Here is a 14,773-nt window from a genome sequence, read left to right on the forward strand (position 1 = left end):
AAACAAAAACCTCCGCGCATGGCGGAGGTTATATTCCCTTTTCAGTGACATCCGGTTATGCAGCTACCGACCTGTCCTCCATGGCTTGTCGCCAACCTCCCAACCAGTGAGACTTAGCGTCAATCAACTGATACGGACACATCTCTTTTGAGCGTCCAGTAATGCCTGCCTGATAACCACGTGAATGGGCGCGTTCGAGGCGGTCTCGTTTCTGTCTCTTCATACTCCGTGTCCCTCATGTAAGGTCTGTGGAATCTGGTGGAAAGAAAAGTGGTGAATTAATGTTCAACCACCCTTATGTTCTACCTCCTGCGCACCCAAAGATCAATGCCCAATCTTCATGCCAGTGTCATAAATGTGACCTTAATCGGTAAAAATAATGACGTTCTGTGATGCATGCGACAACACTATCTTTCTGATTAAGCTAATAAAAAAGCCCCTCACCCATGTCGAAAAAGCACGACAATCGGTCAGGGGCTTAGCTTATTTATTCGCATCAATCTTAATTTAACGCAACCACACTATTGGCAATCTTCTGTGCTGTCTGTTGCCAGCCCGCCGCCAGCGTTCTGACCATCGCATCGTAGCCATCTTCGGTCTGCGGCAGTACCAGGTTAAACGCCTGTTTAGTCAGCCGGCCCTGATGTTCCAGCGTCCATTCGCCACTGACGATTGCTTTGCCATCATAGCGTCCCTGAAAGCCTGTCACGGTCACATTCAGCGTATCGTGCTGCGCGCCTAAAGGTGAACCTGCGACCAGTCGGCCTGGCAGCGCCTTGCTCAGGTTAGTGATCAATGTCTGCTGCAACTGCTGATCGAGCGGGCTGGCCCAGAGATTATTCGCGGCGATAACGTATTTGACATCGCTGGTCTGATAAACCAGTCCGTTGCCTGCCAGATAGTCCGGCACCGTCACCTGCTGCACCCATAACATCGGTTGCGCTTCATTCAGCTGGCTGCTGCTGACCTGCATGGAAGCCGCCCCGGAGGGCAGCTGATACCAGGTATTGTCAACGCTGCTACTGCACGCACTCAACACCAGCGCGGCACAAAGTATCAATCCTTTATTCACTGTTTCGCCCTCTTCGGCTGGGGATCCTGTCCCGGTTTTGCCTCAAATACCAGCGCATTGCTCTTGGTGTTAAGCGTTCTTAACACCGGCTGGAGTTCACGCAGAACCTTATCCAGGCGCTGCATATCCCCCACCAGCTTGCTGTAGGCTGGTGAGCCTGGCTGCAGGCCTTTCATGCTGCGGTTCAGCTCGCGCAATGTCTGCTGCAGGTCTTCCGGCAGGGTTTTCATAGCCGGACTGGCGGTGACTTTGTTGATGTTGTCGATGGTGCGCTGCAGATCACGCATCGTTTTCTGGCTCTCTTTCAGCGTGCCTGTCGCTTCATTGACCATACCGTTCAGTGGCAGACTGTTGATCTTATCCAGCGCCGCCATCAGCTTCTGCTGAATCTGACTCAGGCCACCGCTGACCGTTGGGATAACTTCATAGCCAGAGACTTTCTGCGGCCCTTTGTAAGGCGGTGCATTGTCATAGAAGTCGAGATCGACATAGAGCGCCCCCGACAACAGGCTACCGGTTTTCAGCGTCGCACGCAGGCCACGTTTTTTACCATCCTGCAGATGCTGTTGCAGATCGAAGTTCTCACCCAGTCGGCTGATAAAGCGATCCGGCTCAATGCGAATCAGCACCGGCACGCGGTAATCATTGTTCAGCGCCTGGTCCAGACCGGCTTTCATCAATGGCGCTTCTGAGACGGTACCCAGGCGAATGCCGCGGAACTCAACCGGCGCCCCCGCCTGCAGACCACGGATGGAGTCGGTGAAGAACATCAGGTAATCAATATGGTTGGTGTAGAGCGAGTCCTGAATGCTGCGCTGATCGTCAAACAGATGATAATCAGACTTATTCTGCGCAGGCTGACCCAGCTCCCAGCCATCCGGCACGTCAAAACTGACGCCGCCGCTGAACAGTGTGGTCAGCGATCCCATTTCCACCCGCATTCCTGAAGCGGACATATCCACGGCGATGCCGCTGTCCTTCCAGAAGCGCACATTGGTTGTAATCAGGCGATCGTAAGGCGCAGCGACAAACAGCTGATAGGTCATCATGCGTTTTTCGGTATCGAAAACACTGGTCTCGACCGTACCGACGCGATAGCCGCGGAACAGGACCGGATCCCCCGGATTGAGCTGACCCGCTTTCTTGCTGTCCAGCACGATGCGAATCCCTTTGGCATCCGGTGGCGCTAACGGCGGCGCATCCAGCAGCTTAAACTGCTCGGGTGCCTGGCTTTTAGTGCCAGGCTGCAATTCGATATAGGCACCGGATAACAGAGTACCGAGACCGCTGATCCCTTCGCGACCCACCTGCGGTTTCACCACCCAGAAAACGCTGTCGCTGTGCAGCAATTTTCCCATGCCGGCATTCAGGCGCGCTTTGATTTCCACATGGTGGAGATCGTCGCTTAACACCGCGCTTTCCACCACACCGACATCCACGCTACGGCTTTTAATCGTGGTTTTACCCGCAACAATGCCTTCGGCGTTTTCGGTGATGAGGGTGACTTCCGGCCCCTGATGGCTGAAGTGATAAAAGAGGATCCATCCGCCGATTAACAGCGTAACGATGGGGACAATCCAGACCGGCGACCAGCGCTTAATCTGTTCCACCTTTGCATGGCCGTGATTAGTTTCCGTCAAGGCGCGACTCCTTCATATTGTTTTCGCGTACACGATCCCAGGTTAATCGCGGGTCAAAGGTCATGGCAGCAATCATGGTGATAATCACCACCATTGCAAACAATACTGCCCCCCACGCGGGATAAACATTCATTAATTGCCCCATGCGCACCAGCGCAGAGAGCACGGCAATAACAAACACGTCGATCATTGACCAGCGGCCAACAAATTCGACCACTTCATAAATTTTGTGCATCCTGTGGCTGTCACGCTGTCCGCGTCCGCTGGCATCCCAGCAAAGCCAGCCAATCGCCAGCATTTTCAGCGTAGGCACCATGATACTGGCGATAAAGATCACCAGCGCCACCGGATAGGAGCCATCGCCCCACAGCACAATCACCCCCGCCATGATATTGGAGGGATAGGCTGTGCCGAGGGTTTCCGTCACCATGATCGGCAACAGGTTGGCCGGGATATAAAGCAGTATTGAGGTGAACAACAGCGCCAGCGTCCACTGCAGGCTGTGCTTACGCCGTGCCTCGGCCGTGACGCCGCAGCGGGGACACTTATGCTCTGCTTCCGGCAGAATGGCCGTACAGCAGGGACAGGAGCGCAGACCCTGCTCTAAACCACTGATGCCCACTTCGGGCGGATGGGGCAGCGCAGGTCGGGGTGACAGACTGTCCCACAAGCCACGTCGATCAACGCACTGAAAGGCCCGCAACTGCAGCAGACAGAACAGAACCCATGGCCAGAAGCTGGTCTCCAGGCCGATCTCGCCATAGGCCATCAGCTTGACGAAACTGACCAGCACGCCCGCCATAAAGATTTCTGCCATGCCCCAGTTACGCAGCTGAAACAGAATACGTGCCAGACCAGTTTTGAGTCCAGTCGGCAACGGGACCCGATTGACCAGCAGGATAATGGTGATCATGCAGAAGGCCGGAACCGCCTGCACAAAGAGAAGGAACAGCGTCGCCAGACTGCTGTAATCTTCCGTCACCATCACCTGAGGTATCTGCGCCAGCGTGATCTGGCTGGTCAGCCCTGCCACCTTCATTGAGACAAAAGGAAACAGATTCGCCAGCAGCAGCATAAACAGCGCTGCCAGCGCATAGCCCGTTGGCCGTTTACGCGGTTCGTGCCAGTTGGCCGTCAGGGAGGTGTGGCAGCGCGGGCATGACGCACGGCTGCCAACGGGAATGTCCGGCAGCTTAATCATTAAATCGCATTGTGGACAGAGCATCCACGCGTTACTTTTCACTGCTGAACACATCCGTTAGCCCTGCCCTACGCGCCGTTTTTCAGTGACTCTAGCTCTTCCCAGCGCGCAAAAGCGGTTTCCAGCTCCTGCTCAGTCTGAGCCAGATTATCCAGCACCGGTTGCGTCTGATCGTGTGCCTGACTGAAGAAGTCGGGATGACTCATCTTCGCCTGCAGTTCTCCGATACGCGCTTCCAGCTGCTCCAGTTTTTGCGGCAGCTGTTCCAGCTCACGCGCCAGATTGTAGCTGAGTTTATTCACGCTACGCTTCGCATCACCCTTCTCGGTTGCAGGCTTAGAGGCGTTGCCCGTCGCTTTCGCCGGTGCTGCCGCCTTGTGCTGCCGGTAGGCGGCGCGCTGCTGCTGAGCATCGTGATAACCGCCAACAAAGGTACCAATCTCACCGTTGCCTTCAAAAATCCAGCACTCGGTAACGGTATTATCGACGAACTGACGATCGTGGCTCACCAGTAAGACGGTACCCTGATAGCCATCAATCAGCTCTTCCAGCAGTTCCAGCGTTTCGACGTCAAGGTCGTTAGTCGGTTCATCCAGAATCATCAGGTTGCTGGGACGCAGGAACAGGCGCGCCAGCAGCAGACGGTTTCGTTCACCGCCCGAAAGGGCGCGCACCGGCGTCATGGCACGTTTTGGATGGAACAGGAAGTCCTGCAGATAGCCCAGTACGTGGCGCGGTTTGCCGTTGACCAGTACTTCCTGCTTGCCTTCGGCCAGGTTGTCCATCACGGTGCGATCCGGATCCAGTTCAGCGCGATGCTGGTCAAAGTAGGCGACTTCCAGCTTGGTACCGGAATGCACACGACCATGGTCAGCTTTCAGCTGCTGCAGCATCAGGCGCAGTAAGGTAGTTTTCCCGCAGCCGTTCGGTCCGATCAGCGCAATTTTGTCGCCACGCTGCACCTGGGTTGAGAAGTCCTTCACCAGCACTTTGCCATCGACCGCGTAGTCGACATTTTCCAGCTCAAAGACAATCTTGCCGGAACGGGACGCTTCGCCCACCTGCATGTTGGCTTTGCCCATCACTTCACGACGTTCTGAATGTTCACGACGCAGCGCTTTCAGCGCACGCACACGACCTTCATTACGGGTACGACGGGCTTTGATGCCCTGACGGATCCACACCTCTTCCTGCGCCAGCTTACGGTCAAATTCCGCGTTCTGCATCTCTTCAACGCGCAACGCTTCCTCTTTGCCTTCCAGATAGAGATCGTAGTTGCCTGGCCAGGAGACCAGCTTGCCCCGGTCCAGATCGACAATGCGCGTCGCCATGTTGCGGATAAACGAACGGTCATGGGAAATAAAGATGATGCTGCCGGTGAAGTTCTTCAGGAACGTTTCCAGCCAGTCGATGGTTTCGATATCGAGGTGGTTGGTTGGCTCATCCAGCATCAGGACGCGCGGGTTACTCACCAGCGCACGGCCCAGCGCCGCTTTACGCAGCCAGCCGCCCGAGAGCGACGACAGCTCGGTATCGGGCTGCAGACCAATCTGCTCCAGCACGTCATGGATGCGGCTCTCCAGCTGCCACAGATTCTGGTGGTCGAGAATGCTCTGCAGACGCGCCATCTCATTGAGGTTTTTATCGCTGGGGTCTTCCATCACCACATGGGAAATGGCGTGATAGGCTTTCAGATGCTCAGCCTGCTCTTCAACGCCCTCGGCCACGAAGTCATACACCGAACCGGTAATATTGCGCGGCGGATCCTGTTGCAGACGCGCCACGACCAGATCGGTTTCATAAATAATGCGGCCATCATCCAGTGGCTGTTCGCCATTGATGATTTTCATCAGCGTGGATTTACCCGCACCGTTACGGCCCACCAGACAGACGCGTTCGTTCTCTTCGATGTGCAGTTCGGTGTTGTCTAACAGCGGCGCATCGCTGAAGGAGAGATAAGCGCCGTGGATACTGATTAATGACATGTAAGCTTATTCCTTACCGGCGTGAGTGATCAGCCAGCAGTTGTGAATTTGACGGTTACGCGCGAAGTCCTGCGACTGCGTTTTCTGGGTAATATCCTGCGCCTGCAGGCCCAGTGATTTCAGGCCATCCATGTCCATTTTGAAACCGCGTTTGTTATTGGAGAACATGATGGTGCCGCCGCGACGCAGCAGGCGCTTCAGGTTACGCATCAGCATCATATGATCGCGCTGAACGTCGAAGCTCTCTTCCATACGTTTTGAGTTGGAGAACGTTGGCGGATCGATAAAGATCAGGTCAAAGTTCTCGTCACTCTCATTCAGCCAGCTCAGACAGTCCGCCTGCATCAGACGATGCTGACGCCCGGTCAGTCCGTTAAGACGCAGGTTGCGCTCCGCCCACTCCAGATAGGTACGCGACATATCTACCGTGGTGGTTGAACGCGCGCCACCCAGACCGGCATGCACACTGGCAGTACCGGTATAGGCAAACAGGTTCAGGAAATCTTTGCCCTGACTCATCTGGCCCAGCATTTTACGGGCAATGCGGTGATCGAGGAACAGGCCGGTATCGAGATAGTCGGTCAGATTCACCCAGAAACGCGCATTAAACTCTTTAACTTCGAAATAGTCGCCCTTCTCGCTGAGCTTCTGATACTGCGCTTTGCCTTTCTGGCGTTCACGCGTTTTCATAATCAGACGGTCGGCAGGCAGTTGCAGCACGCTCAGCGTTGCGCTGATGACATCGAACAGACGCTGACGCGCTTTATCAGGATCGATGGTTTTCGGTGGCGCATACTCCTGGATAATCACCCAGTCGCCATAGCGATCGACAGCAACGTTGTAGTCTGGCAGATCGGCATCATAAATACGGTAGCATTCAATGCCTTCCTGACGCGCCCACTTCTCCAGTTTCTTCACGTTTTTACGCAGGCGGTTAGCGTAATCTTCCGCAATCTGTCCGGCGCTTTCATGACTGTTAACCGCCAGCTTATAGTTTTTCTGCACGCAATCCAGCGGACCGTTCTTCGCTTTAAACTGGCGATCGGCACGCAACTGCAGGCAGCTCAGCAGTTCTGGCGAGGCGCTGAACAGCGACAGGTTCCAGCCGCCAAAATGCTGCTTCATCAGACGTCCGAGCTGGCTGTGCAGCGCAATCAGGGCTGGTTCGCTCTCCAGACGTTCACCGTAAGGAGGATTACTCAGCACCGTACCGTGAACCGCCGGATCGACCGGATTAGTCAGCTTCAGCAGATCCTGCTGGCCGAAGGTGAAAAGTTCAAAGACGCCAGCGCGGCGGGCATTCGCCTGCGCCCACTCCAGCACCCGACCATTATTGTCGTAGCCAAAGAAGCGCGCCTGAGTGGCAGCCGTACCACTGCGGGCACGATTCTGCGCCTCGGTTTTAACGTCCTGCCACAACGCAGCGTTAAACTGGCTCCAGGCGGTGAAGCCCCAGTGCTTGCGCAGCAGGCCTGGCGCACGATCGCAGGCAATCAGTGCGGCTTCAATCAGCAGCGTACCGGAACCACACATCGGATCGATCAGCGGTGTCGTCGGCTCCCAGCCAGAACGCAGCACGATGGCCGCCGCCAGGGTCTCTTTTAACGGCGCCTGACCGGTCTGCTGGCGATAACCACGCTGATGCAGCGAGCTGCCGCTGAGATCCAGCGCAATGCTGGCGCGATCATCATTCAGCCAGACGTTGACACGGATATCTGCCTGCTCACGATCGACGTTGGGTCGTTCGAGGTTCTGACGGGTAAAGCTGTCCACGATGGCATCTTTCACTTTCAGCGCGCCGAACTGGCTGTTACGGATCGAATCGTTGGTGCCGCTGAAATGCACAACAAAGGTTTTGTCGCTGCCGAACATCGTCGGCCAGTCCACGCTCTGCACGCCCAGATAGAGATCCAGATCGCTGTAGACGCCAAACTCTCCCAGCGGCAACAGGATGCGTGATGCTAAACGACTCCACATCAGGCTTTGGTACATAGTGCGATCGTCGGCTTCGTAGTGAACGCCTCCCTGCACCACTTGCAAATCCTGCGCGCCCAGCGCGTCCAGCTCACTTTTTAACAGCTCTTCGAGCCCACGCGCCGTGCTGGCAAACAGAGAATTCATATCGTCACTTTTTAACTCTTGAGAAAATTGTCGCGCATTATAGCGAATCGGAGACCTATGTCATAAAGTTAGCTTCTTTTGTGCTGCGCGTCGGGTTCAAGGAGAACACCATGATCACGCTTTCCCGCTTATTTATTCATCCTGTGAAGTCGATGCGGGGATTAGCGCTGTCACACGCGCTGGTCACTGACAGCGGACTGGCATTTGATCGTCTGTTTATGGTGACCGAACCTGATGGCACCTTTATTACCGCGCGTCAGCATCCGGAGATGGTGCGCTTCACGCCCGCGATTTTACCGGATGGCCTGCTGCTGACGGCCCCGGATGGCAGTCACTCCCTGATCCGCTTCAGCGATTTCGATGAGCAGGATCACCCCACCGAAGTCTGGGGAAATCATTTCACCGCGCGCATAGCGCCGCCTGCGATTAACCAATGGCTGAGCCAGTTCTTCCCGCGTGAGGTTCAGTTGCGCTGGGTCGGGCCGCAACCCAGCCGCCGGGTTAAAGCGTTTAATCATATTCCGCTGAGCTTTGCCGACGGCTTTCCGTTTTTGCTGATCAACAACGCGTCGCTGCATGATCTGCAACAGCGCTGCCCGGCCAGCGTCCGTGCCGAACAGTTTCGTCCGAATCTGGTCGTCAGCGGCGCTGCCGCATGGGATGAAGACAGCTGGGCGGAGATTCAGATTGGCGACGTGATATTCGAGGTGCCTAAGCCATGCAGTCGCTGCGTGCTCACCACTGTCAGCACCGAGACCGGCGTTAAGCATCCTGCCGGTCATCCACTGGCCACGCTGCAGACGTTCCGCACCGCCCTGGATGGCAGCGGGGATATTGATTTCGGTCTGAACTTAGTGGCGCGCAACAGTGGGGTGGTGCGCGCCGGTGATGAGATGATTGTCCTGAAACGTCATGCACCGCGCAGCTATGGTGCCGGTGAAGTGGTCGAAACACTGAAACCAAAGCAGCAGGCGCCAGATGCCGTGGCTATCACGTTTCAGGGTCAGACGTTCACCGGGGATAATCAGCAGGTATTACTGGATCAGCTGGAGATGCAGGGCTTCCGGATCCCCTACTCCTGTCGGGCGGGACTGTGCGGCAGTTGCAAGCTGAGTCTGGTCGCGGGTGAGGTTAAGGCGCTGAAACAGAGCGCCCTGCGTCAGGACGGCACGCTGTTGAGCTGCAGCTGTATTCCGGCTGGCGATGTAGAACTAAGGTAGTCAGACTGCGCGGGCGTAGCGCGGCGCGACATCCTGATACAGGGGCTGCAGGCGATCGTTCATCACCTTGATGGCATCGCCGAGCACCATGTTTTTTCCGGCCAGCGTCAATCCCGGCTGCGCCAGCAGGCAGAGCGCCGCATTATCGCCACTCTCAACCACCAGCAGTCGTGCCTGCGTTCCCTCTTCTGCCAGCGTAACCTGTACCATTTCACCGGGACGGGGCTGCATTGCCGGAGCATAAGAGGCGAAATGCCAGCTTTTCGGCATCAGTGGCTTGAGGAAGCGTGCAGCGACCAGCGCATTTAACACCAGTTCGGCGCGATGGCTGCCACTGAGTTTGCACTGACGGCAGGTCTCTTCAAAGGTGTAATAAAGGGCGGCGTCATCGACACAAAAACCCGATTCAGTGAAGGCATCCGGCGTGAGCATCTTGCGGGAATAACGGGAACGGAAAAGCATACCGTCTGCCAGGTCGAGCATCATTCGGTCGTGGCTGTTGTCAAAATACCAACGCCAGTTATCATCGGGTTTAATTTTCATCGTGTGCCCTGTATTTACCGCTGCGCCAAAAATCACGCAGAATTCAGCGAAAAAAGAAACATAAGGAAAAGCTGAAAAAGCGTGCAACAGGACAAAATATAAACGAGCCGAGGGGATAAATAAACCCCCCGGCCAATGATTGTGAGAATTGTCTTAGAGATGGGTGACGATATCTTTAATTAAGCCTGGCCCCTGATAAATAAAGCCTGAATAAATCTGAACCAGTGTTGCCCCGGCGGCGATTTTTTCACGCGCTGCCGTCAGAGAATCGATCCCGCCTACGCCAATAATCGGCAACCGTCCCTGCAGTTCCTGAGAGAGACGCTGGATCACCGCCGTGCTGCGCGACTGTACTGGCCGTCCACTTAACCCACCCGCTTCTTCAGCATGCTTAAGACCGCTCACCAGCGAACGATCGAGCGTGGTATTGCTGGCAATCACGCCATCAATCTGATGACGAATTAAACTGTCCGCGACTTGAATTAACTCTTCTTCAGAGAGATCGGGCGCAATTTTTACGGCCAGCGGAACATATTTCAGATGACGCTGTTCCAGCTCTTTTTGTTTCTGTTTGATGGAAGAAAGCAGATCATCCAGCGCCTCGCCATATTGCAGCGAACGTAAACCTGGGGTGTTAGGTGAGGAAATATTGATGGCGATATAACCGGCGTGGGCATAAACCTTTTCCATGCAGATGAGATAATCATCTTTGCCCTGCTCGACCGGCGTATCTTTATTTTTACCGATATTGATCCCCAGCACGCCGTTAAAGCGCGCTTTCTTCACGTTTTCAACCAGGTGATCAACACCCAGATTATTAAACCCCATCCGATTGATAATTCCGCCCGCTTCCACCAGACGAAACATGCGTGGCTTATCGTTCCCCGCCTGGGCGCGCGGCGTGACGGTGCCGACTTCAACAAAGCCAAAGCCCATCGCCGCAAACGCATCAATGCACTCTGCGTTCTTATCCAGACCCGCCGCCAGGCCAAGGGCATTCTTAAAGGTCAGTCCCATACAGGTGACCGGACGCGACGGCAGATTCTGGCGATAAAACATCTCCAGTGGGGTGCCGTTCATAAAACGCAGTTGCTGAAAAGTGAGTTCGTGTGCGCGTTCGGGATCAAGTTTAAACAGCGCCGGTCGGACGATAGGATAAAACATGCACTCTCCTGAAGGACGGAAGCGATCGTGGAAGTCGGTGCACGGGAAAATGTGCGCCAGAATGGTAAAGTGCTCTGGCGCAAAAGTAAATCGAACAGCGGGGATGCATAAAACTATCTGAAAATGCTTTGATCTTACGCGGCGGAATCGTTTACGGGTTGATTTTTCACCTCAGAGGGAAACAGATATTCCCGCAGGATGCCGTGACGTTGCATGATGCCAAAAATACCGAGACAGACGAACGCTTCAGCCCCGACCATCGACCATGCGGCACCGATTGCGCCAAACTTCCACGCCAGGAAACAGCAGAGCGGCACGTTAACCACACCAGCGGCCATCATCACCCACATACGCTGGCGGGCCAGACCATGTGGGATCAGAATCTGTAATCCAGCCGGGTAGGCAATGTTGCCAAACAGGAAGCAGAGCACAAAGACGCGCAGCACATCCGCCGACGGGATAAAGTCTTTACCCAGCAATATGGAGACCACCAGGTCAGCAAAAAACCAGGTAAAGATCACAATTGCCAGACTCAGGGAGAACGACAGCAGCAGGCTTTTGCGTGTCGCCGCAATCGCGGCCCGTTTATCCCGGCCAAACAGGTGGCTGACGCGTGGGAAGAAGGCGCTGCCAATCTGCTCCGGGACAGAGTTGGCCGCTTTACGCAGGCGATCGGCGCCGTTGTAGATCCCTACCATGTAAGTAGAAGCAAAGGAGGCGAGAATCACCACGTTGACGCTGTTGAAAAGGTTAGCGCCGGCAATGGCGATAAACACATCCATGCTGTCGGTGATGCGCTGTTTGATTTCGCGTGGTTCAAAGCGATAGCGGCCAATGACTTTCATCTCCAGCACAAACTTCAGCGTAATCGCCGCGCTGATAATGGAGACCGCGCCAGGGATCAGGGCCGCCAGCCAGGTGTCCTGCGGGGATTTCACCAGCAAAAAGGTCAGCGGAATCGCACAGAAGTTACCGAAGGTGGCGATCATCGCCGTCTTACCCAGCTTCTCAAAGCCCTGCATCAGCCAGCCGAATGAAAACAGCGAGCCGACCAGCGTGGTGCAGTTCGCCAGAATAATGAAGAACAGAGGGTGCCAGGAGGGATTAAACCAGGTCGCGGTCAGCAGCGTGCCGCTGGTGACCACCAGCAGCATCAGCTTGGCGTTAAACGTTGACCAGAAGAGCTGGCTGACGCGTTCTTTGTCATCACGATGGTGAGCAATATCTTTGGTGGTAAAGACATTGAATCCCCAGTCGGAGATGGTGCTGCAATAGAGCACGCAGGCGATCGCCAGCGCCAGCGTACCCATCTGCTCTACACCCAGAACGCGGGCAAGATAGGGCAGCGTGGCCAGCGGGAACAAAAACGACGCGCCGCGGTAAGCCAGCAGCGAAAAAATATTAATAACCAGACTTTTATCGAGAACTTTTGCCATGACGCAACAACCTTATACACATTGCATGTCTCACCTTCTCATTTCGTAAAGGCATAAACAATATCGCTAAACATTTTTCAGAATCAGGCTGTTTTTCAGAATCAGGCCGCGTTTTTCAGCTCTTTTTTAACCTTGTAATGCTGTAGCGCTATAAACAGTTCAGGACGTTTGAACAATAACCACTCTTTAAAGCTCTCTGTTTTCACATTACGGCCCATAAAGCGAATAGCGTTAAGCACATATTCCGGAACAGGGGTGCGATTATAGAGTGATAAATAGATCATCAGACGAAACGAGTGCACTAAATAAGCTTTTTCCAGCGTATCGCGCCACGCTGATTTAACCTGAGAACAGGTTAAGGTGTTGTAGGCGTGCATAAAGGCATCATAGCGCTGATAGAAAAACTCATTACTTTTGGTACTGTTAGTCAGTGAGCCGTTGCGAATACGCTGTTTATAATAGACCTGATGACTGACCCATGCCTGCTGACTTTTCATAAAGCAGGAGAGCGTAAAATTGTGATCTTCATGAACGCGCTTAACAAAGCGTAATTTATGCTGCTCAATAACGCGTTTGCTGATGACATAGCTCCAGGCCGCAGAGGTATAGCTGCCGTTACGCAGCAGGCCCAATAAGACTTCCTGCGATTTCTGCTGGCCGAAGTGTTCGTGTCTGACTTTTGGCGATGTGATCTCTGTCTGACCATCGCGGTAGACGCAGGAGTTAAAACAGAACAGGTTGGTTTCAGGGTGCTTTTCCGCCACCATGGCCAGTTCAGCTACCAGCCCATCCGCTACGACGTCATCCGGGTCACAGAAAAAGAGAAACTGGCCCTGCGCCTGCTCAATACCCACATCCCGTGCATGACCGGCACCGCCATTTTCAGTGGTAATTATTTTCACCTGAGAAAGATGCGCATAATTCTGTTCAAGTAAGGCTAATGTTCCATCGGTGGAGCCATCATTCACAATGAGTATTTCATTGGGCGCTTTAACCTGACGTAATAATGAATCGACGCACTCCACAATATATTTTTCAACATTGTAAGTTGGAATAATCACTGATAATAAAGTGTCAGACATAGGCAATTCTCTGCTGTTAGAAAAAAGACAATACGATTCACCCGCCAGATGCAGGGCATGACCAGAGGCGAAACGTCGAAAAGAGTAATGCGCTAATATTATGATGGCTTTCATTTAGCCTGATTATCTTAAACCGGTAAGGCGAAAAAAGACCAGTCGTAAAAATTATCTTAACGTTTCACGTGAGAATCACTGTTAACGAAAGTGCATCTATAGCCTGCGTTAATGTTAAAACCGTTGATGATCGATTTAAAATAGCCCTGTGAAGCAGACGTAACCAGATTCAGGAATCTGTAAGCGAACATCTGAAACGATGAATAAGTTCAGCATTCCTTCATTTTTATTACAGTCTTCTTTCTGCAACTAATCCTAATCCCTGAAAGATGCTTGCCGCAGATAAGCTGATTCTGTGCTGCTTCGCAGCGCTCTTTTGTCAGCCGTTTCGCTTTATTGCCGCGCCACTCTCAGGGAAAATGATTAAGCAATCAGACGAAAGCTATTTTTTCTGCTGAACCGTCTCATTTTGACGATCTCGTATCATCCCTCTTAATGAATTGTTCTGCTGCCGACACATAATTTAAGAATTATCGGAAGCGGCGATGCTGACACCTGCCACTACCGCTTCTATTTGCAGATTTCACCCTTACTTTGCCGGATAAATCATTTAAGCCCACTCTCCTGCTCTGACAGTATGAAGACATAAGTTCTCAACATTTGATAATCAATAACTTTTAGTTATAAGGAGTGATGATGCGAGTTATTACGCTGGCAGGCAGCCCACGATTCCCCTCCCGCTCAACCTCACTGCTGACGCTGTGTCAGCACAAGCTGGAGGCGCGTGGCATTGAAGTCATCCCCTGGAATATTCACAACTTTCAGCCTGACGATCTGATCAATGCGCGTTTTGATGCGCCTGCGCTTCTCGCCCTGCGTGACGATCTGGCTTCGGCTGATGGCCTGATTATTGCGACACCTATCTATAAAGCGTCGTTTTCGGGTGCGCTGAAGACTCTGCTCGATCTGCTGCCTGAGCGCGCACTGGAACACAAAGTCGTATTACCGCTGGCCAGCGGCGGCAGCGCCGGTCATATGCTGGCGCTGGACTATGCCCTCAAGCCGGTGCTCAACGCCTTAAAGGCGCAGGAGATCCTGCATGGTGTTTATGCCGAAGACAGCCAGATCAGCCATTACGACCGTCAGCCCGAACTGCAGGATTCACTGTCACAGCGCCTGGATGAAGCCGTCTCCGCCTTCTGGCTGGCGCTGACCCGTCACCACCATCCCGTTGCGCAAGCGGTATAAGGAAGAG

The 14,773-nt window shown here is 53.8% G+C and carries 12 protein-coding genes; 2 read left to right on the forward strand and 10 right to left on the reverse strand.

Features of this window, described 5'->3' with window-relative positions; genetic code table 11:
- Positions 1–55: 55 nt before the first annotated feature.
- The 6 genes from rmf to rlmKL form a co-directional block, all read right to left on the reverse strand.
- Positions 56–223 carry a ribosome modulation factor gene (gene rmf, locus ACXKZD_RS12640; protein ID WP_008925875.1) on the reverse strand — a complete coding sequence of 56 codons (168 nt, stop codon included), beginning with the start codon at positions 221–223 and terminating at the stop codon, positions 56–58.
- A 279-nt stretch (positions 224–502) separates the two neighbouring features.
- On the reverse strand, positions 503–1,072 hold the full coding sequence (gene pqiC / locus ACXKZD_RS12645) for a membrane integrity-associated transporter subunit PqiC (protein WP_033757190.1): 570 nt from the start codon (positions 1,070–1,072) through the stop codon (positions 503–505).
- Positions 1,069–2,712: an intermembrane transport protein PqiB gene (gene pqiB / locus ACXKZD_RS12650; protein ID WP_400368279.1), complete on the reverse strand. Its 1,644-nt coding sequence runs from the start codon at positions 2,710–2,712 to the stop codon at positions 1,069–1,071. Before pqiB ends, pqiC begins: the two co-directional genes overlap by 4 nt.
- Positions 2,699–3,967, reverse strand: a complete 1,269-nt coding sequence (pqiA, locus tag ACXKZD_RS12655) for a membrane integrity-associated transporter subunit PqiA (protein ID WP_010669781.1) — start codon at positions 3,965–3,967, stop codon at positions 2,699–2,701. Before pqiA ends, pqiB begins: the two co-directional genes overlap by 14 nt.
- 14 nt (positions 3,968–3,981) lie before the next feature.
- Positions 3,982–5,898 carry an ABC transporter ATP-binding protein gene (locus ACXKZD_RS12660; protein WP_010255011.1) on the reverse strand — a complete coding sequence of 639 codons (1,917 nt, stop codon included), beginning with the start codon at positions 5,896–5,898 and terminating at the stop codon, positions 3,982–3,984.
- 6 nt (positions 5,899–5,904) lie between these two features.
- Positions 5,905–8,019: a bifunctional 23S rRNA (guanine(2069)-N(7))-methyltransferase RlmK/23S rRNA (guanine(2445)-N(2))-methyltransferase RlmL gene (gene rlmKL, locus ACXKZD_RS12665; RefSeq protein WP_324700287.1), complete on the reverse strand. Its 2,115-nt coding sequence runs from the start codon at positions 8,017–8,019 to the stop codon at positions 5,905–5,907.
- A gap of 110 nt (positions 8,020–8,129) precedes the next feature.
- Between rlmKL and ACXKZD_RS12670 the strand changes: the two genes are divergently transcribed.
- Positions 8,130–9,239 (forward strand): YcbX family protein, encoded by a 1,110-nt coding sequence (locus tag ACXKZD_RS12670; RefSeq protein ID WP_010255007.1) that lies wholly within the window; start codon positions 8,130–8,132, stop codon positions 9,237–9,239.
- Here the strand turns inward: ACXKZD_RS12670 and ACXKZD_RS12675 are convergent, their stop codons facing one another.
- The 4 genes from ACXKZD_RS12675 to ACXKZD_RS12690 form a co-directional block, all read right to left on the reverse strand.
- The gene (locus tag ACXKZD_RS12675; RefSeq protein ID WP_010255003.1) at positions 9,240–9,782 is read right to left on the reverse strand and encodes a cell division protein ZapC; all 543 of its coding nucleotides are present in this window, start codon (positions 9,780–9,782) and stop codon (positions 9,240–9,242) included. It abuts the gene before it with no gap.
- Between the two features lie 153 nt (positions 9,783–9,935).
- The gene (gene pyrD / locus ACXKZD_RS12680) at positions 9,936–10,946 is read right to left on the reverse strand and encodes a quinone-dependent dihydroorotate dehydrogenase (RefSeq protein ID WP_010255000.1); all 1,011 of its coding nucleotides are present in this window, start codon (positions 10,944–10,946) and stop codon (positions 9,936–9,938) included.
- Positions 10,947–11,080: 134 nt separating this feature from the next.
- On the reverse strand, positions 11,081–12,382 hold the full coding sequence (locus tag ACXKZD_RS12685) for a flippase (RefSeq protein ID WP_488981646.1): 1,302 nt from the start codon (positions 12,380–12,382) through the stop codon (positions 11,081–11,083).
- A gap of 101 nt (positions 12,383–12,483) precedes the next feature.
- The gene (locus ACXKZD_RS12690; protein ID WP_033757180.1) at positions 12,484–13,464 is read right to left on the reverse strand and encodes a glycosyltransferase family 2 protein; all 981 of its coding nucleotides are present in this window, start codon (positions 13,462–13,464) and stop codon (positions 12,484–12,486) included.
- 750 nt (positions 13,465–14,214) lie between these two features.
- On the opposite strand from ACXKZD_RS12690, the gene ssuE reads away from it, so the two are divergent.
- Positions 14,215–14,766, forward strand: a complete 552-nt coding sequence (gene ssuE / locus ACXKZD_RS12695) for an NADPH-dependent FMN reductase (protein WP_010669775.1) — start codon at positions 14,215–14,217, stop codon at positions 14,764–14,766.
- Positions 14,767–14,773 lie beyond the last annotated feature (7 nt).

Source organism: Pantoea sp. ABR1s (assembly GCF_057812235.1).

What these genes read in the sequence shown, in the direction of transcription:
- rmf (WP_008925875.1), bottom strand. Translation starts at nt 223, where the DNA reads ATGAAGAGACAGAAACGAGACCGCCTCGAACGCGCCCATTCACGTGGT.
- pqiA (WP_010669781.1), bottom strand. Translation starts at nt 3,967, where the DNA reads ATGTGTTCAGCAGTGAAAAGTAACGCGTGGATGCTCTGTCCACAATGC.
- ACXKZD_RS12660 (WP_010255011.1), bottom strand. Translation starts at nt 5,898, where the DNA reads ATGTCATTAATCAGTATCCACGGCGCTTATCTCTCCTTCAGCGATGCG.
- rlmKL (WP_324700287.1), bottom strand. Translation starts at nt 8,019, where the DNA reads ATGAATTCTCTGTTTGCCAGCACGGCGCGTGGGCTCGAAGAGCTGTTA.
- ACXKZD_RS12670 (WP_010255007.1), top strand. Translation starts at nt 8,130, where the DNA reads ATGATCACGCTTTCCCGCTTATTTATTCATCCTGTGAAGTCGATGCGG.
- ACXKZD_RS12675 (WP_010255003.1), bottom strand. Translation starts at nt 9,782, where the DNA reads ATGAAAATTAAACCCGATGATAACTGGCGTTGGTATTTTGACAACAGC.
- pyrD (WP_010255000.1), bottom strand. Translation starts at nt 10,946, where the DNA reads ATGTTTTATCCTATCGTCCGACCGGCGCTGTTTAAACTTGATCCCGAA.
- ACXKZD_RS12685 (WP_488981646.1), bottom strand. Translation starts at nt 12,382, where the DNA reads ATGGCAAAAGTTCTCGATAAAAGTCTGGTTATTAATATTTTTTCGCTG.
- ACXKZD_RS12690 (WP_033757180.1), bottom strand. Translation starts at nt 13,464, where the DNA reads ATGTCTGACACTTTATTATCAGTGATTATTCCAACTTACAATGTTGAA.
- ssuE (WP_010669775.1), top strand. Translation starts at nt 14,215, where the DNA reads ATGCGAGTTATTACGCTGGCAGGCAGCCCACGATTCCCCTCCCGCTCA.